We start from the raw sequence: 20,707 nt of genomic DNA on the forward strand, positions 1-20,707 counted from the left end.
TTGAACGTTGAACGTTGAACGTTGAACGTTGAGCGTTGAACGTTGAACGTTGAACGTTGAACGTTGAACGTTACGGTTATGTGGTGCTCTTCGATTCAAGCCGCCTGGTTGACGAATCGCCATTCACGCCAACCATACCTCAATCCATGCATCCCTGCCACTATGCTACGCTGATGATGACATCGTGCGTTATTCCTGTAACAACACGGGCAATTGTCAGGAAAGGTTTCTCCAATGCTCGTCAATCGCACAGCCGCGAAACCGCAGACCCATCGGTGGGTGTATCCGCTGACATATCTGCTGTTGCTGATTATCTTCTTCCTGCCGCTCTCCACCGAAAAACCGTATGCGCCGCAGGAAACCTCGAATGTCATCAGGGAACTCCTGTTCGTCACCAACAATCCGGCGCCGTACACCCTGCTGGCGCCGTTGTTTCACCTTGCCACCATCGGGTTGATCGTGCTGATTGCGCTGCGTCCTGCCTCTGCCGGTCGCGCCCTGGCAGCGTATATGGGGGTGAATTACCTGGTGATCGGGTGGGTTCAGTCGCAGGGTGTTACCGAGTCCTACGGCTATGTCGTGCACACGGGCAACCTGGTTGCGTGCGCACTGCTGGGAGTGATGTGGCTGGCGGTGTCCTTTCAGAACCGTCTCAACATTTCGTTCAACAACCTGGATTGGCGCCACTATCTGTTGCTGCCGCTTGCGCTGCTGGCATTCTGGTCGCCAGCTGCGGTCATCGACGGTGTCGTGTACCCCGACTTCAATCCGATCCTGTTGCTCACCTCACCGGCATATGGTCTCTCGTACTGCCTGACGACGCCGGTCTTTCTGTTTTTGCTGATCGTTGCGTTACCGAACGTTCCGCCGCTTGCCTATCGCATCACCGCATTCAACGCACTGCCCTACGGTCTCGTCAATATGATGTCGTGGTTCGATCCGGCAGTGTGGTGGATGGGGGTGTTGCACATACCATTGCTGGCATTGTCGATTGTCGCGCTCATTCTGGTGCGGCGTCAGGCGCCGGTTGCCTGACCTGCTCCTCACGTGCGCATGATGCGCATTTCTATCTCTCTGTTGTTCAGATACCACTCAGTGTTGTCGAAACGCAACCATAGGTTAAGAAGCGACGACACTATGTCGGATCAGGTTCAGATAGGGTATACTATACCTTGAACGGAGCAGTCCGTTCGCGTCTGGTGTGCCGCTGACGACGGTGTCTGCGCACATGTGCAATACCTCTCAACACGCGTGGGCGTCCGTGTCGTGTGCGGCAGCGGGCGCAACGGCGCGTGTTTTTTTTCTCCAGACGGCACAGCACGATGCCACGCGCCGATTGCCAGCGAGGAAGGAGGAATCGCTATGGCAGCGGAACTGACGATCAGTTGCATCAAGGCTGATGTCGGCGGATTTGTCGGGCATTCGGCGATCCATCCGGCGTTGCAGGACGAAGCCGGGCGGCAACTGGAGATCGCGCGTCGTCGCGGTATGTTGATCGATTTCCACGTCACTGCGTGCGGTGATGACCTGGGGTTGCTGATGACCCATCGTCTGGGGATCGACAACCATGAGGTCCATCGGCTTGCCTGGGATGTATTCGATATCTGCACCCGTGTGGCGAAGGAACTGAAACTGTACGGCGCCGGACAGGACCTGCTGAAGGATGCATTTTCCGGCAACGTGCGCGGGATGGGTCCGGGGATCGCCGAAATGACGATTGTCGAGCGTCCATCGGAGCCGATCATTGTCTTCTTCGCCGACAAAACCAGCGCAGGGGCGTGGAACCTGCCGCTTTTCCGCATGTTCGCCGATCCGTTCAACACGGCGGGTCTGGTGATTTCACCGGCGATGCACGACGGGTTTCGCTTCCGCGTGCTGGATGTCAGGAAGGGCACGACGATCACCCTCAGCACGCCGGAAGAGATGTACGACCTGCTGGTCTTCATTGGCGCACCGGGGCGCTACGTCGTCGAACGTGTGACGGCGAAGAGCACCGGCGCGATTGGTGCGGTTTCGTCAACGCAACGACTGGCGCTGATTGCCGGGCGCTATGTCGGGAAGGACGACCCGGTGTGCATCGTGCGGGCGCAGGGCGAGTTCCCGGCGGTCGGCGAGGTGCTGGAGCCATTCACCATGCCGCACATCGTCGAGGGGTGGATGCGCGGATCGCACTACGGTCCGCTGATGCCGTGTCGTGTGGGAGACGCCCATCCGGGGCGCTTTGACGGACCGCCGCGGGTCATTGCGTTAGGGTTCCAGATCGCCGAGGGACAGTTGATCGGACCGCGGGATATGTTCGATGATCCCAGTTTTGATGAGGCGCGTCATTTGTGCAACGTCATCGCCGATCATCTGCGCCGTCATGGACCGTTCGAGCCGCATCGTCTGCCGATGGAAGAAATGGAGTACACCACGCTTCCAGAGGTGATGAAAAAACTGGCAGACCGCTGGCAACCGGTGAATGGTCATGCGGTGAGCGGCGAAGTGGTGGAGACGTTGCCCGCCAGCGTTGCATCGTGATTGAAAGGAGGGGGCAATGCCGATCTGTGACTGGAGACATGCTGAGGAGCGTGCCGCGCACCTGATCGATGATCGTCAACATTACGTGGAAGGGGCGATCATCGACTGGCTGATCCGCACTGGACAGTGGGATCCGCAGGCAGAAGAAAAGATCCGCGCCTGGCTCGAACGTCAGGCGGCGGAACTGGCTGAGCAGCAGCGGCAGGCGCGCAGTTAAACATCGAAGATCAACGCATCTTCTGTGCCGTGCGGCGACTCGGCCAGGATGTCACCTGTCGGGCTGACAACCATTGCGCCGCCGAATGATGCTTCGGGCTGCGTGGGGTCTTCCAGTGCATTGACGATCAACGCCGTCACCTGCAGGGTTCTGACGGCATCCGCGTATGCCTGACGCTCCTCACGCAGCCAGCGCTCCGTGTCGGGGGATGTTCCATCGAAACTGCGCGCCAGCGGAACAACCACAATGTCTGCGCGGGCGCCGAGCATCGTCCGGGCACGCTCATCGAACAGATCGCCGCATATCAGGATCGCCAGCCTGCCAGCCGCCGTATCCACGATGTGAATGTCGTCACCGGCGGCAAGGGGAGGCTGTTCGCTCATCTTGCGCTGAACAAGCGCCAGACGACCGGATGGTTCCACCAGGACGGCGGAACTATACCACCCTTCCGCCGCGCGCTCCAGCATCCCAAAGCAGATGGCGCAGCGATACGCCCTCGCCAGCGCCGCAACTATCGACGTCGTCTCACCGGGTATCGGCCTGGCATACTGTTCGAGATCGTGTGGCTCATACAGATACCCGGTGAATGCGCATTCCGGCAAACAGATCAGATCGGGAGCATACTGCGCCACTTCTGCCAGTCGTCGCCGGAAATGCTGCATATTCACCGAAGGATTTCGAGGCTCGATTTTCAGTGGAAGAAGACACGCACGCATTGTTCTCACTTCTCAGAGCGTGATCAAAAACTAACATCTCGGATAGAGCCGATTCAGGAGCATTGCGATAGAACCGAGATAAAGAAAGGCTTCGCTTGATTCTGGGTTGCGGTTGCGGCGAATAATTATTCGCCGCTCCAACCTCCAACCGATTGCGTCCCGCCCACGCAATCGAGCGTTCCACCACCCATCGCTTCGGAATGACCGCACATCCCGTTTGTCCAGGCGGTTTTTCAATAACATTCAGGCGTATCGCCGTGTTCTGTTGCAGCCATTCATCTAACCCTTGTTTGTATCCCTCATCCACGCGAATCTCGCGCATCCGGGGAAATGAGTGATGATGCGCGGCGAGAAGCCACTCGGCGCCTTCAGTATCCGAACTATCGGCGGGATGGACCAACACGCGCACCAAGAACCCATTGGTGTCAACCCAGAATTGCCGTTTGCGCCCATTGACCTTTTTTTCCCCCATCGTAGCCGCGCTCTCCGCCTGCTTCGGTCGTCTTGACGGATTGGGAGTCCAGAACGCTGATGGACGGCTCCGGGTCGCGATTCAACGCTTGTCGCGCCAGTTTGCGCAGCGTATCATTGATTTTGATGAATGTTCCGTCACGATTCCATTTGTCGAAATAGGAGCGAACGGAGCTCATCGGCGGAAAATCTTTTGGAAGCATGCGCCATTGGCAACCGGTGCGATTTTTGTAGAGCAGCGCGTTGACGATCGCGCGGCGATCAATTTCGGTCGGACGCCCGCCGCCATGCGACGGCGCGGTGACGAGTGGCGCGATAGCGGCCCACTGTTCATCGGTCAGATCGGTCGCATACCTGGTTGGAGAGGATCGAAGCGCACGTCGTGGCATACGAGATTGCTCCTCATCAGAACGGCATGGTCGCCATCATGATACCACAAATCCGGTTTTCTGATCGCCCTCTCACTTCTCACTTCTCACTTCTCACCTCTCAATCCTCACCTGCGCAATCTCCATCCACTGCGCCCCCGGTATGTCGAGCAGACCCCAACCGAACTCACCGCGCGGTGTGGCGATCAGCCACTGGTTATCGACCCACGCGACGAAGCCAAGCCGACCGCGTGGCGCGCAGTCGGTTTCGTGAACGACCTGACCATCGATCAAAAAACGCGCGCCGCCGGTCAACCATTCAAGGGTGAAGGTGCGGAACGTGTCGTCCGGCGGCGGGATGGTCGCCTCGCTGACCGAAAGCGCCCGCTGCACATGATGCCAGAGGCGCTCGTAGATGCCGGGCAGACGATTTGCCAGCATCACCAGCGGCGCAACCGGCGCCCAGCGCAACGCCCGGCGCGTGGTTGCGTCGATTGTCGCAACTTTCCATCCAAAACCTGGAACGCCATATGCCAGCGGCATATTGGCAGGCGGCGAAGCGTAGAAGAACCAGATCGCCGCAGGCAAGACCGGTAACACTTTCCCGATCGGCGAAATGGGCGCATTCCAGAAGCCGAACCCCGCCGTTCCCCGAACCGGCGTCCCGACTCGCGCGACCACCGTCAGGCGCAGCGGCGCGTGCCAGGGGAAGCGATGGCGCGGCAGACCGGTGTAATCGTCGATCTGGGCATTTGCGTAGCGCCGCGTCGTCGCGCCAGCGACCACAAAACGCATACCCTCAGGAGTCAGAACCAGGCGACCGCCGCCAGTCTGCGTGAGTCGCCAGCCAGGTTGTGGACGGGGGCGAAATGTTTCGTTCATAGGACGTTCTGGCGCTGGTTGTCTATAGCATTGTTCGCAAAGGTTGAACCCAATGGACGGGGTGGAAAACTCCTGGGAATGGTGCGCCCCACATGATGACCGAAATAAGTTTCGGTCTACGCTGCGCTGCCCCATCACGACTTGCGGGAGCAACATCCCCACACGATGACCGAAATAATGGTCTTTGAGTAAATAATCCGCTACAGCCCGCGCAGGCGGGCTTCGCCCTGGATAGCCGAGGGCTTCAGCCCGACGGCACAAGGCGCATACCGGATTTAATTCTCAATCTCCATAATTTCGGTCTACGCTGCGCTGCCCCATCACGACTGGCGGGAGCAGCATCCCCACATGATGACCGAAATAAATTTCGGTCTACGCTGTATGGACGTTGTCATTGTACGATGACGTTACCCGATCTCTGGCAAAAAACTGCGCCCCCAGAAGCATCTGGGGACGCAGCCGCGCCACGGTCGCGGGGGCGCGTGCAGGCGCCTGCATGTCTATTGTCGGCAGCGACTATAACCATTCGATAACCATCCTGCGTCGTAGAGTGCGTCTTTGTGGTCCTAAAGATTGTCGATCTGAATCGGTTCGACCGGATCGGCGGGTTCAAATCCCAGGATGCGCGCGTAGAAGTACAACTCGGCTTCCAGCGCCCGGATGATCGTCTCTGCCTTGCGGAAGCCATGCTGTTCGCCTTCGAATGCCAGGTATGCAACCGGTATCCCTTTTGTGCGCAGGGCTGCCGCCATTCGTTCGGACTGATCCGGCGGCACGACTCTGTCTTCCAGTCCTTGCAGAAAGATGACCGGGCAGTTGAGTTGTTCGATATGGTGGATCGGCGAACGCGCGTGGTAGAGATCGATGCGTTCAGGATACGGTCCGATCAGGCGGTCGAGGTAACGCGACTCGAATTTGTGCGTATCACGCGCCAGCGCCTCCAGGTCGCTGACGCCGTAGTAACTGGCGCCAGCCTTGAACACCCGGCGGAAGGTGAGCGCCGCCAGGGTCGTGTAGCCGCCGGCGCTGCCGCCAGCAATGATCAATCGCGCTGGATCGGCGAGACCCTGCGCCGCCAGGTATGTTGCTGCGTTGCAGCAATCATCCACATCAACGACTCCCCAGCGTCCGTCGAGACGCTGACGGTACGCACGACCGAACCCGGTGCTGCCGCCGTAGTTGACATCCATTACCGCAATGCCGCGACTCGTCCAGAACTGAATGCCGACATCGAACGACGCCGATGTTGCGCCGGTCGGTCCGCCATGGCTCAAAACGAGCAAAGGCGGCTTTTCACCTTCCGGCGCACGAAAGTCGCGGTTGTGCGGCGGATAATAGAAGCCGAACGCAGTCACGCCGCCTTCGGTGGGAAATTCCACCACCTGCGGCGTCGAGATATAGCCGGGATCGATCTGGATATCCATCGAACGGCGAATAGTCATCAGTGCATCGCTCGCCAGATCGAGCATTACCAGCGTCGAGGGCGTGTTCGATGAAGCGCCGATGAAGACAACCCTGCCATTGGCGGCGCGAGGACCGCTGAAACCAAAGTCGCTGAATGGCAGAGTGAGCGGCGTCAGCATTCCGCTCTGCGTGTCGAGCGTCGCCATCTTCTGCTCACCGCGCTCGATATACGTGCATACCAGTCGTCCCGCCGATTCGACGGCATAGGTGCGTGCACTGAAGACCCAGAGCGGCAGACCGAACTCGGCTTCCATCGGGCAGAGCGCCTCGACATTGCCAGCGTGCCAGCGGTAGAGGTTCCACCATCCGGTACGTTCGGCAACGAAATAGAGCGCGCCGTCGGGTCCCCACTCAGGCTGAAAAGCGGCATCGTCCGGTCCACCCGCGATCCGTTCGGCAGTTCCCGGTGAGCCATCCTCGCGCAATGGCGCAACCCACAGTTCGGCAGCGTCCCACGGCATGTTCGGGTGGTTCCAGGAGAGCCACGCCAGCCAGGTTCCATCCGGGCTGAGACGCGGATGGGCATAGAAATCCGAACCTGCGACCAGAACCTGCTGCCCGGTTGTTCCGTCGAGTGGAACGGCAACAATCGCATTGACCGCCTCGCCATCGCCGGAATGATCCTCGCGCACGCAGATCAGACGGTTCCGCCCGCGATCGACAGTCATATCCGCATAGCGCAACGGCGCTTCAGGAGTAACGGGGGTTGGCGTTTCACCCGCTTGCTGGCGGTAGACCCGGTGATCGGCAAAGTTACTGAAATAGACGACCCCCTGATCAACTGTGTATGGTGCGCCGCCATATTCGTGGACGCGGGTGCGCACGTTGAAGCCGGGCGGGGTCACATCGGCAATCGTTCCATTGGCGGCGCGCCGCACAATGACCACCCGACCGCCTTCAGCCGGTCGCCCTTCGAGCCAGTAGATGTCGTCGCCGTCGAGAGCAACGTCGTTCAACGAAACGCCCGATGTTGCCACCAGCGCAGCAGTGATCGGCGAGCGCCACGAACCGTATGGCGCGATCTGCGAATGGGACATTGATGTTTCTCCCGTTCATAAACCGAGAATGACGGACAGCGCGTGCGCTATCTATTGCATATGTGGCTCATCCAGATGACCAGGAACTTTGATGATTCGCCGCTTGTCAATGACCCGAATCTGCTCACAAAGCACAACCGAGTCCTGGGTCAAGCCACCGATGCCTGCGGGAACGAATACAATGGGAAGGCAAAAGCGCACGACGGATTTTTGTCGTGAACGGTGCAATGATGGTATGTGGACTGACGGCGTTAGCACGGTCATTTTGCAACACGACAACAGGGCGCACGCCAGCCTGTTCTGTACCCGTCACTGGATTGAGATCACACAAAACCACGTCACCGCGCGTGATGATCACCACTGGATTTCTCCTCGTGCCAGGCGATTCTCGTAGTCTTCGAGATTGGGCAAGTAATCAGCGAAGCCCGACTCGGAAAGCGTGAGCGCATCGGTAAAGTGAATCCACAGTTGCCAGCGAGTGCTATCCTGTCTCACCAGCAAAAAGTCGATGAAATCGTTCACTTCCTGCACAAGTGACTCGGGCAACTGACGAATCTTTGGTGACAGTCGTATCATACACATTCATATGTTTCTACCTTTCTATCAGACGCTGAGTCTGACCACTGACAGATTGAATGTTTCCATTTGCTTGACCGATAGGGTGCGACGCACGTCGTTCAAGTATATCATCTGTACAGGCTCTTAAGTCGCGGCTTTGATACTGCGCAGGCGATAGAGCAGTTCACCGGCTTTTGGCACGAGGAGCCATCCGTCCGCCTCGCGCCCTGCCCATTCGGCGGGGTTGATCGTCGCGGGGTCGCAGTAGCCGACATGATGGGCGGCGCAGCGTTCTGGCGAGATGCCGGTCGCCAGCGTTACCCGGATACGCGGGCGCTCACCCCGCTCCGGGTCGTACTCCCCGCTGCCGGCGAGATGGGTGCTGTGCGCCAGGACGCTCCAGGGGTAATGGCGGAAGCGATCCCACTGCCGGACAAAGTAGTCGCGCACGTGGTACCCGATTTCTGCCAGCGTTGCGCCGTGGGTCGCACTGAATTCGGTGATGTGCGGCGCGTAGATGATGATCTCGCCCCCGTCGGCAACCACCGGCTCGAGTTTGTACATGCCCTTGGCGGCAGTCCACATATCCCGGTACATTTCTGGTACGATCGACAATACCCGCCGGAAGGGGCGATCAACGTAGCGGATATGCACCTGCGCCGAGAGATGGGCAGCAGCCTGCCAGGCTTCTTCCGGCGTCCCGCTGAAGATGCCGCAGAGCCGTCCATTCTCCGGCGCCACGACAACCGCAATGCACCATTTCGGGGTCGGCACGAGCGCAGCCGCGCGGTCGATCAGGCGGCGCACCGGCGTTGCGCCTGGCACGCCAATAATGGCGTAACTGGTGATCAACGCGCCGAGCCAGTGCGATACGTCGATTACCTCACGACCGCTGATGCCGGGGAACAGATATTTGTTGCCGCCGGAGAACCCGACGACCTCGTGGGGAAACACGGGTCCACAGATCACCAGATGGTCGTACTCCAGCGCCTTCCGGTTGATCCGCACCTCGACCGGTACAGCCAGCAGTCCGTTGCTCAACGCTTCGATCTCAGCAGCGTCGATGACGCCGACCGGGATGCATGTGGCGGGGTCTGACCATTCGTGGTTGAAGACGCGGACGCCGCGGAAGGTTGTTTCCCATTCGCCGGGCATTACTCCGAGATGCCGGTTGATCTGTGCAGGGGTCATTGGCTGGTGTGTGCCGAGCGCTATCAGTACGTCGAGGGCGGCGACGCGGGGGGCAAGGGCTGCGTGGATGCAGCGAAACAACAGCGGCAGTGGTACGGTGCGAGTTCCGTCCGGTACGATGAGCAACACCCGTCGCCCATCGACAGCGATAGGATCCAGCCCTTCGTGCACGGCAGCAGCAACCTCATCATCACTGAGGAAACGGGCTGCATCGCCGGATCCATAGACTTTTTCCGGCAGATCGATGGGTGTGGCGTTCCGGTTTGGTGCGTGCATGGTCGTCCCTGTTTGATGTTCAGATGAGTGCAACGTTCAACCTTCAACGTGCAACCTTACAACGTGCAACCTTCAACGTGCAACCTTCAACGTGCAACCTTCAACGTGCAACCTTCAACGTGCAACTTTTGACCTTCAACGTCCAACCCTACAACCGCCCAAGGTGCTATAATCAAAGCCATGTCGATACGCACCCGGTTGACAGTTTCATACGTCGGCTTTTTTGCGATTGCGTTACTGGCGCTGCATGTTGGATTGTACCTGATCGTGCGCAGCGCGCTGTTGAACAGCGTCGATAATGAGTTGCGCCTCGGCGTCGAAGTGCTGCGGCGAGGTTTCGCCGAGAGCAATCAGACGCCATACGGCTACTTCCGTGATGATCAGTTGCGCGCCATTCTGTTGCGCCAGCCGCCGGTGCGCGACTTCGAAGCGACCAGTCTGTACGTCCAGTTTTTCGATACCGACGGCGATCTTGTCGGTCGTTCACCGAACATTGGCGATGGTGAACTGGCGACGGCGCTTGCTCTCGACCGGCAGCGCTTTGCCAGCGTGCTCGAAGGCGGCGAGCAGATTACGACCATTGAACACGGGAACATTCATGTCCGTGAGTTAATGGCGCCACTGTGGTTCTTCAATCCGGTCACTCGCCGCGAGGAGGTCGTCGGCGTTCTCCAGGTCGCGCGCTCAATGGCGGAGACCCAACATGCGTTGCAACTCCTCTTCTATGCGCTGACCTTCGGTGGTGTGATCGTCCTGCTGGCGGCAGCACGCGGCGGCGCGTGGTTGACGCGCGCTGCATTTCGTCCGATTGACGAGATTGCTCAGACGGCGCAGAGTATTGTGCGCGCCGAAGATCTGAGCCGGCGTATTCCAGTGCCGCCAGCCGCCGATGAGTTACAGCGTCTGACGATTACAGTCAATGATCTGCTGGCGCGGATGGAGGAACTTTTCAATACGCAGCGTCGTTTCATTGCCGATGTGTCCCACGAGTTGCGCACGCCGTTGACGGCGATGCAGGGCAATCTTGAAGTGCTGGCGCGCGGCGCGGCGCGCGACCCGCAGTTGCTGAACGAGTCGCTCGATGATATGCGCCGTGAGGTTGCCCGGTTGATCCGTATGGTCAATGATCTGCTTTTGCTCGCGCGGAGCGATGCCGGTATTCAGATCCGTCGCGATCCTGTCGAACTCGATACGCTGCTCCTTGAAACGTATCGTGAGTTGCGTCTGCTGGCGGGGCAGGTGCATCTCCGCATCGGCGAGGAGGATCAGGCAGTGGTGACAGGCGACCGTGATCGCATCAAACAGGCGCTGCTCAATCTTGGCGTCAATGCCATTCAACACACGCCGCCCGGCGGCGAAGTGACGTTGAGCCTTACAGTGCGCGACGGGTATGCCGTGTTGAGTGTCGCCGATACAGGATACGGCATTGCGCCGCAGGATCTGCCGCACATCTTTGATCGTTTCTATCGTGCGGATCGTTCCCGCAGTCGCAACGGCGGCGGAGCGGGACTGGGATTGTCAATCGTTCGTTCAGTAGTTGAGGCGCATAGCGGGCAGGTACTGGTGACCAGCGAACCGGGCAGGGGAAGCGTCTTTACGATGCTGTTGCCGCTTGCGGTTCAACCGGATCGAACACCCCCGCTCGAGATCAACCCCGCCCCTGAAACTGCCCCCCAAACGGTCGATGCCGCATGAACCCTGCGATGATCATCGTCTTCGGCATCCTGACGCTGACGGTCATCCTGTTTGCCAGTGATCGTCTGCGTCTGGATGTGGTTGCACTGATGGCGGTGCTGCTGCTGCTCCTGACCGGCATTCTGACGCCCGCCGAAGCCCTTGCCGGGTTTTCTGATCCGATTGTGCTGATTATCGCCGGGTTGTTTATTGTCGGCGCGGGCCTGTTTCGGACCGGCGTCGCCGATGCGCTGGGGCAGCAACTGGTGCGGCTTGCAGGCACGGGTGAAGCGCGTCTGATCGTTGCGATCATGCTGATCGTCGCCTTTCTCTCAGCATTCTTGAGCTCGACCGGCACGGTTGCCGTCTTTCTGCCAGTGGTCGTCAGCCTGGCGCAGCGCACGGGCATCAGCCCGACGAAACTGCTCCTGCCCCTCGCCTATGCTTCGCTGATCGGCGGCATGCTGACATTGATCGGTACGCCGCCCAACATTGTCGTCAGCAATCAACTCCAGTCCGCTGGCATGACGCCCTTCGGCTTCTTTTCGTTCACGCCGGTTGGCGCAGTGATGCTGATGATAGGAATCGCGTATATGGCGACAGTTGGGCGTCGGTTGCTGCCAGAACGCGCCCATCTATCGGGTGCGTCGCGTGATGGAAAAACACTGATTGACCCGGCTACCCTGCTGGCGCTGTACGATCTTCCCGGCAAACTGGCGCGGGTGCAGGTCGAACCAGCCTCGCCGCTGGTCGGGCAGACGCTGGCGCAGGCGAATCTGCGGGCGCGCTATCGCGTGAATGTGGTCGATGTCGAGCCGCCAGCGTCGCAGGGAATGATCGCCTCGCCACAGGTTGCACGCTCCGAGATAACGCTCAAGCCGATGGATGTGCTGCTGGTCAAAGGATCAGCGGACGATGTTGCACGTCTGGCGAAGGATCTGCAGGTGCGCGTGCTTGCGACCGGCGTCAACCCGGATGACCTGATCACCGAAGAAACCGGGATCGTCGAACTGGTGCTGACGCCGCGGTCGCGGTTGATCGGTCACACGTTGCGCGAAGTGCGCTTTCAGGATGCGTATCAGGTGCTGGTGCTGGCGATCCTGCGGATGGGTGCGCCGCTCGATGCACCGACGTCGCAGGTGGAACTGCGCTTCGGCGACACTCTTCTGGTGCAGGGCGACTGGGAACGGATCGCATCTCTCCTCGATGAACGCAACGATTTTGTGGTTGTCGGCGAGATGCGCCGTCCGCCCGTCAGACGCGCGCTGACCCGACGCGCTCCGATTGCGCTGGCGATCATGATCGGCATGCTGCTCCTCATTTCATTTGAGGTGATGCCGATGGTCACTGCGGTGCTGCTGGCTGCCGTGGCAATGGTGCTGACCGGCTGCCTGTCGATGGATGAGGGGTATCGGGCGATCAACTGGGAGAGTGTGGTGCTGATCGCTGGCATGCTGCCGATGGCGACTGCGCTCGACAAAACAGGCGGTATGAGTCTTGTTGCGAGCGGGTTGACTGCGACTCTCGGCGCGGTGAGTCCGCTGGCGTTGATGGCAGGTCTCTTTATACTCACGGCGATCTTTAGCCAGTTCATCTCAAATACCGCCACCACGGTGCTGATGGCGCCGATTGCATTGCAGGCAGCGATCGAATCTGGCGTATCGCCGTATCCGCTGCTCATGGTTGTTGCGCTTGCAGCTTCGACCGCCTTCGCCACCCCGGTGGCATCACCGGTCAACACGCTGGTGCTGGGACCGGGCGATTACCGTTTTACCGATTTCGTGCGAGTAGGGACGCCACTGCTAGTGGTGATGCTGATCGCGTCGCTGCTGGTAGTGCCGGTGCTGTTTCCGTTGTAGTTGAAATTGCTCAAGGAAGGGCTGGTGCACGCCCTGATCGGGCAAAAGTTCTATGGCTGGGGCTACGATGCGGTCGGTATTCTGTACGACATCGTGGTGAACAAAAAGACCTATCCGCCCTTCGTGGACACCGGTTTCGATCTGGTGCGCACGCCGGAAGAGGCGGATCGGTTCTTGAAGAAATGGGAGACGGGAAACTGGAAGGACTGATGCTCCGTCGCCGATCATAGATGCTCCCCCGGAGGCAACCCGTCGGGTTGCCTCTTGCTTTTACACGGTTTCAAGGATCACGGTGCATCCTGATGCCAACTCCATCAGCAGAGACGCCCGTAATCTCCTATAATGGCTTTCTTGATTGAGGACCCGCAGGTTGATGCGTTGTGTTGACAGAAAGGGACGTTGATGAATCGCCACGACATCCGTTTGCTCCAGGCGGTGCGACTCTATCCTTCGGTGACGATCACGTCGCCGACCCATCGCACAACACCCGACAACAAGCAGGACCCGATTCGCGTGCGGAATCTGGTGACCGAGGCGACCAATCGGTTGCTCGCTGAGTTTTCCAGGCGCGATGTCGAGCCGCTGCTTTCCCGTTTGGAGGCGCTGGTCAATGATATCGATTACCGCTACACCCTCGATGGACTGGCGCTGTTCGTCAATCGCGATATTGGCCGTCAATTCATTCTGCCGTTTACGCTGCCGGAGCGTGTTGTGGTTGATGAAACGTTCTGGACGCGCAGCCTGGTGTTTGCACTCAATCGCACGCCACGCTACTGGGTGCTGGCGCTCAGTGAACAACCGACGCGCCTGTTTGAGGGGGTGCGTGAGCATCTGCAGGAGATCACCGGGGAAGGTTTCCCGATGACACATACCGGTCCAGGCGGAGAGCGCGGATTGCCGAATGACCCTGCGATCAATCGTTCAGCGTACCGTGATGAGCGACACCGCCAGTTTTTCCGCCAGGTCAGCGCGGCGCTGACGCCCTTCATCACGGATGACCCGTTGCCGCTGGCGCTGGTCGGCATTGATCGATATATTGCCTTCTTTCGTGAAGTGTCGCCGCATGCTGGCGCCGTGATAACGACACTGACCGGCAGTCACGATAAGACGCCAGCGCAAGAACTCGGGAAACTGGTGTGGCCCCTGGTCGAACAGAACCTGGCTGTCCTCCGCGCCGGGGCGCTGAAGGAACTCGAAGCAGCAGTCGGTGCGCAGAAGTATGCCTCGACAATTGGCGAGGTCTGGCGGTTTGCCCACGAAGGGCGCGTAAGCGTGCTCCTCGTTGAAGAAAACTATCATCAACCGGCGCGGATCGCCGCTGATGGCGTCACACTGACGCTGGTAGATGACCCGACGCTGCCGGACGTTGTGGATGATGCAGTGGATGAGATCATCTCGCTCGTGCTGGAAAAGGGTGGGCGCGTGGTTTTCGTGGATGATGGCGCGTTGCCCCAACACCAGCGTATTGCGGTGATACTCCGATACTAATCGTCGCATGCTGCGGCGTGAACATGTCCATGATCTGCCTGACTATCAGTGATGAGATTGTTCCGGCGATTTACAGCCTGAACATCAAACAGCGCTTCGGCGATGTGGGATGTGTGCTGAGTTGTGGCGATCTTCCCTACTACTACCTGGAGTTCATCGTCACGATGCTGTGTGTGCCGTGCTATTACGTGAAAGGCAATCACGACACGGTTGAAATCCGTGAGAACGGCGATGTGCTGACCGAACCGTGCGGTTGTGTTTCGCTGGAGACCACGTGCGTGGTGCACGAAGGGACGCTGATCGGTGGGTTGGGAGGAAGCGTGCGGTACAATCAGGAACCGGGCCCGCAGTACACCGAGGTTGAAATGTTGACCCGCATCTGGCGCATGGCGCCGCAGTTGATCGTCAACCGGTTGCGCTATGGGCGCTATCTCGATGTGCTGCTGACCCACGCGCCGCCGCTCGGAATCCACAATGGTCCTGATCGTCCGCATCGCGGGTTTCGCGCATTTTTGTTCTTTATGGACATGTTCGCGCCGCGCTATCTCATTCACGGTCATGTGCACCGTTCGTATGGTGTGCGTGAACCGTGGCAGACGCGCTACCGTCGCACACTGGTCATTAACACAGCCGGATATCGTCTGGTATCGATCGAAATATCGAAAGCAGTGATGTCGTGAGTCCACTGAACACATTTTCCCAAAACGAAGGATTGCATCAGTTCGAAGAGGCGCGTCGTAAGGCGTTCATTGCCGGTATTTTTGATACATTACTCCGACAATCGGGCAACATGTTATCACTCGACGAAGTGCGCGCCCGCCTGAAGGTGCGTGGTCAGCGTTTCCTGGGATTACAGACCGTTCCTGTTGATCGAATTATCGGTAGCGAAGGACGTTATCTCGATTTTGATCGGCGTTTTTTGCCGCGTTCCGGCAAACTCAAGCGACGTTGGGCGAAAATCCACGCACTTGCCCGGCAGATGGCGACGCTTCCGCCGGTCGATCTGTACAAGATCGGCGATGCCTATTTTGTGCGCGATGGCAATCATCGTGTGTCGGTTGCACGGCAGATCGGGCAGAAGGAGATCGATGCGTATGTGACCGAGTTGCTGGTTGATGTCCCGCTTGGACCGGACGACTCGGTGTGCGATCTGTTGCTCAAGGAGGAATACAGCGATTTTCTGGAGTGGACGGAACTGCACCTGCTTCGTCCCGATCAACGCATCGAGTTCAGCGAACCGGGCGGGTATCTTGATCTGGTGCAGCATATCAACGCGCATCGCTACTTTATGGGTCTGGAACAGCAGCGCGAGATTTCACGGGCAGAAGCTGTCGCCGACTGGTACGATACAGTGTATATGCCGGTGGTGCAGGCTATTCGTCAGCACCGGGCGCTGGACTATTTTCCAGGGCGTACCGAAGCCGATCTGTACCGCTGGATCGCTGCGCATCGCTGGACGCTTCTTGAGCAGACCGGGAGTGATCCGGGACCAGAACGGGCCACGCGCCACTATCTCGATCATTATCTGCGCACCCACCCGCTCGATGCGCTGCACGCCATCGTTCATAATCTTATGGGTCGTCTGAGTAGAACGCATGAATCCCACTGACATCCTGACAACCTTGCAGGCAGCTGGTCGTCCGCTCAGCGATCTGGTCGGTGTGCCGCAGCGCGGAATCGGGCGGCTGGCGACGGCGCGCCTGTTGGCGGATAAGGCGACGCGCGATCAGATCGTTCTTTTCGAGCCAGCGCTGGCGCCGTTCCTGCGACGGATCGTGCGCGGTGTTGATATCCATCCCTGGTATTGCGAACCTTCCCGCTACCTGGTGGTGCTGCCGCCGGGATGGAGCGCTGGAGCGGATGTGCGCGCTGAACAGGCATGGGAATATCTGGCGCAGCGTTGTCCGCCGCTCCATCGTCATCTTGCGTCGGCAGCAACCCGTAAAACGTGCGATGTGGCGTGGTGGGAATTCCCAGACTGCGACCTGACACCCTTTGCGCAGGCGCGCATCGTCTGGCCCGCCGCCAGTGTGACACAACGGTATGCGCTCACCGATCCTGGTTGTCTGGTCGGTCCCGGCGCCTGTCACATCCCCGCGTCCCTGTTTCTGCTGGGGGTGCTGATGAGTCGTCTGGGGTGGCTGGCAGTAACGGCGATGGGGCGGGTTGGGCGGGTCTACCGGCTGGCGCCGGAGCAGATCGGACGTATACCAATACCGGAGGCGACGGAAAACGAGCGTGCGGCGATTGAAGCGCTGGTGCAACGGATCGTTGACCTGACCCGCGAACGGGTTGCGCTGGAGCGCCAGTTTACCCGACGGCTGTTGAGGGATTTTGGACCTCCCGGCGCGACGCCGGGCGCGCGTCTGGAACGCTGGTGGGAACTGGATTTTGCGGCGCTGCGCCAGGCAGTTGCAGCGCGCTTCGGCGGCGACATCCCGGCGCGTTTCCGAGAACAATGGCAGGCGCAGCACGCCGACGCCATTGTCCGGCGCGCTGCGCTCAGCGACGCCCGCGCCCTTGCCGAAGCGACGTTGAATGCGCGGGTGGCGCTGCTGTATGGGGTTGATCCGCAGGGCACAATGATGTTGTGATGTCATTTGCCTCTTTTTGCGAGAAAAGGTTATACTATCACGAACTCATTGTGATTGTTGAATAATCTGGCAAAGATGAATATCGACTTTCTCGACGCGTATCTCCGGCATTGGGAGGATGCCGAGGTGCTCTTTGGTTCGGAGCGCTGGGCGAACGCTGACCATCTCTACGGACTGGCAGCAGAGTGCGGACTGAAACGTCTCATGATCGCCTTTGGTATGCCGGTGACAACCGATGGCGATCCTCAACACCGGAATGATCGCGTTCATGCGGATCAGGTCTGGATACGCTACGAAACGTACCGTTCAGGTCACGGTTCCGGCAGTGGCTACGCCCTGCCATCACCGAATCCATTCAATAACTGGCATGTTTCTCAGCGTTATGCCGCGCAGACGAACTTCACCCAAAGCCACGTTAACGCTCACCGTATCGGTGCGGACCTTGTTCGCAAACTGATTCAGCAGGCTCAGATAGATGGTTTGGTATGACGACCTTTGACCAGATTGTGCCAGCGCTCACTGAGATGCTACGCGATCAACGCGAAGCGCTCTCCAGGATCGGCCCGTTGATCGTCAATCGCGATCTCAATGGTCGCGTGCGATTAATTGTGAACGAAGAGGTGCAATCGAACCCCGAATTGATGAAACACATACGCGCGTTGACCCGTCAGATGGCGGAACGCCTTGGTCGCCACACCTTTCCGTCGGATCAAGCGGTGCTCTTTGATGCACATATCGATGCGATTCGTGAAGAGTTGCCGGGATTCACGCTCGAAGGGCTGGACAACATCTGGGTTGTTGATCGGCTTGTGACCGAAAGTAACTGGGCTGCCATTTCACCGGTAGCAGGGGGTGCGCCGCGCGTGGTCTTTTTTTCCCTCAAGGGCGGGGTTGGACGCTCGACAGCCATGGCGGTATCAGCCTGGGCGCTCGCCCAGGAAGGATATCGTGTCCTGGCGCTTGATCTCGATCTTGAGTCGCCGGGTCTCTCGTCGGCGCTGCTGCCTGAACATCGCCATCCAGAGTACGGCATCACCGATTGGTTGGTCGAAGATCTGGTGGATAACGGCGGAGCGGTGTTTGAAGGGATGGTAGCGATCAGTCCTTTATCACGTGACGGCGACATTTATGTCGTACCGGCGCACGGTAAAGATCCAGGTGAATACATTCCAAAACTTGGCCGCGTCTGGATGCCCAGGGTCGATCCCAAGGGCCGGCGTGAGATCTGGTCGCTGCGCCTCCGGCGTTTGATCGATAATCTGGAGCGGCGCTACCATCCAGATGTTATCCTGATCGACTCGCGCGCTGGCATCGATGAGGCGGCATCAGCCTGTATCACCGATCTTGGCGCTCATCTGGCGCTTCTCTTTGCAGTCGATAGTGAACAAACGTGGTCAGGCTATCGTATTCTGTTTCGTCACTGGCGAATTGCCGGAGTTGCGCGTACCATCCGTGAACGGTTACAGGTCGTCGGTGCGATGGTTCCTGAGAGCAATCGCGTAGCGTATCTCGAACGGTTCCGCGAACGCGCCTGGTTTCTCTTTGTCGAAGATCTCTATGATCAGGTTTTACCCGAAGCCGAGCCAATGGGACCCTGGAGTTTCGATCTGGCCGACGAAAACGCCCCCCATACTCCCTGGGTGATTCGCTGGCATCCTGAGTGGATGGCAATCCGTTCGCTGCACGATCACGTGTCAGCCATCGACGCAGCAGGAGTCGATCTGATCTTCGGACACCTTATTGACAATCTGCGGGTGTTTATCAGTAGCCAGAATCAGTCATGAGCAATGTTCAGTTCATCCGACAGGCGCTCGTGGAGGCTCTCCCCATAGCCACGTCGAGTTATGGCGAAGAACCCCATCCCGGCCACATGTACGTTCCGTCGGCGCATGTCAAGGCGCTTCGATTGGAGTGCAACCTGGTCATCGGCGCCCGGGGCGTCAGAAAATCGTTCTGGACGGCGGCGCTGCATGCGCGAACGTTACGCGCCTTACTCGGTCAATCGGTGCGCGAACTTGAAAGCACCGATGTGCGCATTGGATTCTCGGTTGCACCATTGCTTGACGCATATCCCGATAGCGATATTTTCAGGGCGCTTATCAAACAGCATGCCGCCTATGATATCTGGCGTGCAGTGATCGCACGCTGGCTGGCGGAGATAACTCCAGCAACTCTGCCTCGCACTACCTGGGAGGAAACAGTCCGGTGGGCTTCCAGTCATCCCGAGGCGATTGCGAAAATGGTGCAGGATGCGAATATGCGTCTGGAGGCGGAGCAACGCTACGGATTGATTGTTTTCGATGCGCTTGACCGTACCAGTAACGACTGGCGGACAATGGATGCCATCGTGCGTGATCTGCTGCGTGTGGTTCTGTGGCTCAAATCCTATGCGCGTCTTCATGCGAAGGTCTTCCTGCGCGAAGATCAGTTTGATCGCACGGTGACAGACTTTCCCGATGCATCAAAATTGCGTGCGACAATGTCCGAATTGACATGGGCGCCGCACGATCTGCACGGTCTTCTCTGGCAAATGCTTTGCAATGCACCAGATGAGTACGGAAAGACGTTGCGAGCGGTGTATAGCAGCGTTGTTGGAACTCCGCCTCTCTGGCACGATAACGTCTGGCGCCTCGCCGAAGACGTAAAGCGCGAGGGAGAAAAACAACGTCTCTTGTTCGAGAAACTGGCAGGGAAGTGGATGGGCAGTGATCACCGGCGTGGCGTTCCCTACGTCTGGTCAGTGAGCCACCTGGCCGATGGACGTCGACGCACATCGCCGCGTTCGTTTCTTGCAGCAATCCGTGCTGCTGCGGAAGACTCTCGTGAACGCTACCCGGATCATGCATATGCTCTTCACTATGAAAGCATCAAGCGCGGCGTGCAGCGTGCATCCCAGATACGCGTCGATGAACTGGCTGAGGACTACCCATGGGTCACGAAACTTATGGCGCCTTTGCGCGGCTTGACCGTACCATGTTCGTTTAGCGTCATCGAAGGACGTTGGAACGAATACTTTCCGCATGGACCGGACGAGATCAGGAGTACACGCCTTCCGCCTCAGCACGCGGAGCAGGGATGGAGGGGGGTGTGCAACGATCTGGAGCGACTGGGTATCTTTGAGCGGATGCACGATATGCGTATTAATATGCCCGACCTGTACCGCGTTGGCTTTGGATTGGGCCGTCGTGGCGGCGTGAAACCTATTCGACAACCCTGATCCGCATAGGAAGAAGCGGGCACAGGCGCCGTTTTCGGCAGACGAACTGCGACCTCACCTGCCCTCCAAAACACGCCTTAACTGCCCGCCAAAACACGCTTCCGGGAACAATGGCAGGCGCAGCACGCCGACGCCATTGTCCGGCGCGCTGCGCTCACCGACGCCCGCGCCCTTG

At 58.8% G+C, this 20,707-nt stretch carries 20 protein-coding genes and 1 pseudogene; 13 read left to right on the plus strand and 8 right to left on the minus strand.

Going from position 1 to position 20,707, the window contains the following annotated elements; translation table 11 throughout:
• The first annotated feature begins 234 nt into the window (after window positions 1-234).
• The 3 genes from ROSERS_RS10600 (at window position 235) to ROSERS_RS10610 (ending at window position 2,737) form a co-directional block, all read left to right on the plus strand.
• Complete coding sequence (locus tag ROSERS_RS10600; RefSeq protein ID WP_011956779.1) at window positions 235-1,035, plus strand: hypothetical protein; 801 nt, start codon at window positions 235-237, stop codon at window positions 1,033-1,035.
• 327 nt (window positions 1,036-1,362) lie between these two features.
• Entirely contained in the window at window positions 1,363-2,520 is a 1,158-nt protein-coding gene (gene fbp / locus ROSERS_RS10605) for a fructose-1,6-bisphosphate aldolase/phosphatase (RefSeq protein ID WP_011956780.1), read from the plus strand.
• Between the two features lie 16 nt (window positions 2,521-2,536).
• Window positions 2,537-2,737, plus strand: coding sequence for a hypothetical protein (locus tag ROSERS_RS10610; protein ID WP_041333473.1), 201 nt, complete (start codon window positions 2,537-2,539; stop codon window positions 2,735-2,737).
• On the opposite strand, the gene ROSERS_RS10615 is transcribed toward ROSERS_RS10610, so the two are convergent.
• From ROSERS_RS10615 to ROSERS_RS10640, 8 genes and pseudogenes are all read right to left on the minus strand, one after another.
• Window positions 2,734-3,399: a carbon-nitrogen hydrolase family protein gene (locus tag ROSERS_RS10615; RefSeq protein ID WP_232282847.1), complete on the minus strand. Its 666-nt coding sequence runs from the start codon at window positions 3,397-3,399 to the stop codon at window positions 2,734-2,736. The two genes, ROSERS_RS10610 and ROSERS_RS10615, sit on opposite strands and share 4 nt — an antisense overlap.
• On the minus strand, window positions 3,305-3,925 hold the full coding sequence (locus ROSERS_RS26805; RefSeq protein WP_232282815.1) for a transposase: 621 nt from the start codon (window positions 3,923-3,925) through the stop codon (window positions 3,305-3,307). Before ROSERS_RS26805 ends, ROSERS_RS10615 begins: the two co-directional genes overlap by 95 nt.
• A complete protein-coding gene (locus ROSERS_RS26810) occupies window positions 3,879-4,313 on the minus strand; it encodes a transposase (protein ID WP_232282816.1) in 435 nt (144 codons plus the stop codon). Before ROSERS_RS26810 ends, ROSERS_RS26805 begins: the two co-directional genes overlap by 47 nt.
• A 93-nt stretch (window positions 4,314-4,406) precedes the next feature.
• The gene (locus ROSERS_RS10625) at window positions 4,407-5,174 is read right to left on the minus strand and encodes a hypothetical protein (protein WP_041333475.1); all 768 of its coding nucleotides are present in this window, start codon (window positions 5,172-5,174) and stop codon (window positions 4,407-4,409) included.
• Between the two features lie 566 nt (window positions 5,175-5,740).
• Entirely contained in the window at window positions 5,741-7,675 is a 1,935-nt protein-coding gene (locus ROSERS_RS10630; protein WP_011956783.1) for a S9 family peptidase, read from the minus strand.
• Window positions 7,676-7,726: 51 nt separating this feature from the next.
• Window positions 7,727-8,036, minus strand: a pseudogene (locus tag ROSERS_RS24965) (type II toxin-antitoxin system PemK/MazF family toxin).
• Window positions 8,030-8,221 carry a hypothetical protein gene (locus tag ROSERS_RS10635; protein ID WP_198136376.1) on the minus strand — a complete coding sequence of 64 codons (192 nt, stop codon included), beginning with the start codon at window positions 8,219-8,221 and terminating at the stop codon, window positions 8,030-8,032. Before ROSERS_RS10635 ends, ROSERS_RS24965 begins: the two are co-directional and overlap by 7 nt.
• 156 nt (window positions 8,222-8,377) lie before the next feature.
• A complete protein-coding gene (locus tag ROSERS_RS10640) occupies window positions 8,378-9,700 on the minus strand; it encodes a lactate racemase domain-containing protein (RefSeq protein WP_011956785.1) in 1,323 nt (440 codons plus the stop codon).
• A 180-nt stretch (window positions 9,701-9,880) separates the two neighbouring features.
• Between ROSERS_RS10640 and ROSERS_RS10645 the strand changes: the two genes are divergently transcribed.
• From ROSERS_RS10645 to ROSERS_RS10695, 10 genes are all read left to right on the plus strand, one after another.
• A complete protein-coding gene (locus ROSERS_RS10645) occupies window positions 9,881-11,395 on the plus strand; it encodes a sensor histidine kinase (protein ID WP_011956786.1) in 1,515 nt (504 codons plus the stop codon).
• Between the two features lie 8 nt (window positions 11,396-11,403).
• Window positions 11,404-13,233, plus strand: a complete 1,830-nt coding sequence (locus tag ROSERS_RS10650; protein WP_011956787.1) for an SLC13 family permease — start codon at window positions 11,404-11,406, stop codon at window positions 13,231-13,233.
• 24 nt (window positions 13,234-13,257) lie between these two features.
• Window positions 13,258-13,443, plus strand: coding sequence for a hypothetical protein (locus tag ROSERS_RS10655; protein ID WP_041333480.1), 186 nt, complete (start codon window positions 13,258-13,260; stop codon window positions 13,441-13,443).
• A gap of 192 nt (window positions 13,444-13,635) precedes the next feature.
• Window positions 13,636-14,721 (plus strand): AOC03_06830 family ribosome hibernation factor, encoded by a 1,086-nt coding sequence (locus tag ROSERS_RS10660; protein ID WP_011956789.1) that lies wholly within the window; start codon window positions 13,636-13,638, stop codon window positions 14,719-14,721.
• A 29-nt stretch (window positions 14,722-14,750) separates the two neighbouring features.
• Window positions 14,751-15,401 carry a metallophosphoesterase gene (locus tag ROSERS_RS10665; RefSeq protein ID WP_011956790.1) on the plus strand — a complete coding sequence of 217 codons (651 nt, stop codon included), beginning with the start codon at window positions 14,751-14,753 and terminating at the stop codon, window positions 15,399-15,401.
• Entirely contained in the window at window positions 15,398-16,330 is a 933-nt protein-coding gene (locus tag ROSERS_RS10670; RefSeq protein WP_011956791.1) for a DUF4032 domain-containing protein, read from the plus strand. Before ROSERS_RS10665 ends, ROSERS_RS10670 begins: the two co-directional genes overlap by 4 nt.
• Complete coding sequence (locus tag ROSERS_RS24135; protein WP_011956792.1) at window positions 16,317-17,315, plus strand: hypothetical protein; 999 nt, start codon at window positions 16,317-16,319, stop codon at window positions 17,313-17,315. Before ROSERS_RS10670 ends, ROSERS_RS24135 begins: the two co-directional genes overlap by 14 nt.
• Window positions 17,316-17,390: 75 nt before the next feature.
• Window positions 17,391-17,804 (plus strand): hypothetical protein, encoded by a 414-nt coding sequence (locus tag ROSERS_RS10685; RefSeq protein ID WP_011956793.1) that lies wholly within the window; start codon window positions 17,391-17,393, stop codon window positions 17,802-17,804.
• On the plus strand, window positions 17,801-19,099 hold the full coding sequence (locus ROSERS_RS10690) for a ParA family protein (protein ID WP_011956794.1): 1,299 nt from the start codon (window positions 17,801-17,803) through the stop codon (window positions 19,097-19,099). Before ROSERS_RS10685 ends, ROSERS_RS10690 begins: the two co-directional genes overlap by 4 nt.
• A complete protein-coding gene (locus ROSERS_RS10695) occupies window positions 19,096-20,532 on the plus strand; it encodes a hypothetical protein (protein WP_011956795.1) in 1,437 nt (478 codons plus the stop codon). Before ROSERS_RS10690 ends, ROSERS_RS10695 begins: the two co-directional genes overlap by 4 nt.
• Window positions 20,533-20,707: the final 175 nt, after the last annotated feature.

The organism is Roseiflexus sp. RS-1, from assembly GCF_000016665.1.
GTDB lineage: Bacteria > Chloroflexota > Chloroflexia > Chloroflexales > Roseiflexaceae > Roseiflexus.

Bases quoted from the DNA above. Each gene is read 5' to 3' on its own strand.
- ROSERS_RS10645 (WP_011956786.1), top strand. From the start codon at position 9,881: ATGTCGATACGCACCCGGTTGACAGTTTCATACGTCGGCTTTTTTGCG.
- ROSERS_RS10695 (WP_011956795.1), top strand. From the start codon at position 19,096: ATGAGCAATGTTCAGTTCATCCGACAGGCGCTCGTGGAGGCTCTCCCC.
- ROSERS_RS10690 (WP_011956794.1), top strand. From the start codon at position 17,801: ATGACGACCTTTGACCAGATTGTGCCAGCGCTCACTGAGATGCTACGC.
- ROSERS_RS24135 (WP_011956792.1), top strand. From the start codon at position 16,317: ATGAATCCCACTGACATCCTGACAACCTTGCAGGCAGCTGGTCGTCCG.
- fbp (WP_011956780.1), top strand. From the start codon at position 1,363: ATGGCAGCGGAACTGACGATCAGTTGCATCAAGGCTGATGTCGGCGGA.
- ROSERS_RS10640 (WP_011956785.1), bottom strand. From the start codon at position 9,700: ATGCACGCACCAAACCGGAACGCCACACCCATCGATCTGCCGGAAAAA.
- ROSERS_RS10660 (WP_011956789.1), top strand. From the start codon at position 13,636: ATGAATCGCCACGACATCCGTTTGCTCCAGGCGGTGCGACTCTATCCT.
- ROSERS_RS10665 (WP_011956790.1), top strand. From the start codon at position 14,751: ATGATCTGCCTGACTATCAGTGATGAGATTGTTCCGGCGATTTACAGC.
- ROSERS_RS10685 (WP_011956793.1), top strand. From the start codon at position 17,391: ATGAATATCGACTTTCTCGACGCGTATCTCCGGCATTGGGAGGATGCC.
- ROSERS_RS10615 (WP_232282847.1), bottom strand. From the start codon at position 3,399: ATGCAGCATTTCCGGCGACGACTGGCAGAAGTGGCGCAGTATGCTCCC.
- ROSERS_RS26810 (WP_232282816.1), bottom strand. From the start codon at position 4,313: ATGCCACGACGTGCGCTTCGATCCTCTCCAACCAGGTATGCGACCGAT.
- ROSERS_RS10630 (WP_011956783.1), bottom strand. From the start codon at position 7,675: ATGTCCCATTCGCAGATCGCGCCATACGGTTCGTGGCGCTCGCCGATC.
- ROSERS_RS10650 (WP_011956787.1), top strand. From the start codon at position 11,404: ATGATCATCGTCTTCGGCATCCTGACGCTGACGGTCATCCTGTTTGCC.
- ROSERS_RS10625 (WP_041333475.1), bottom strand. From the start codon at position 5,174: ATGAACGAAACATTTCGCCCCCGTCCACAACCTGGCTGGCGACTCACG.
- ROSERS_RS10610 (WP_041333473.1), top strand. From the start codon at position 2,537: ATGCCGATCTGTGACTGGAGACATGCTGAGGAGCGTGCCGCGCACCTG.
- ROSERS_RS10600 (WP_011956779.1), top strand. From the start codon at position 235: ATGCTCGTCAATCGCACAGCCGCGAAACCGCAGACCCATCGGTGGGTG.
- ROSERS_RS26805 (WP_232282815.1), bottom strand. From the start codon at position 3,925: ATGGGGGAAAAAAAGGTCAATGGGCGCAAACGGCAATTCTGGGTTGAC.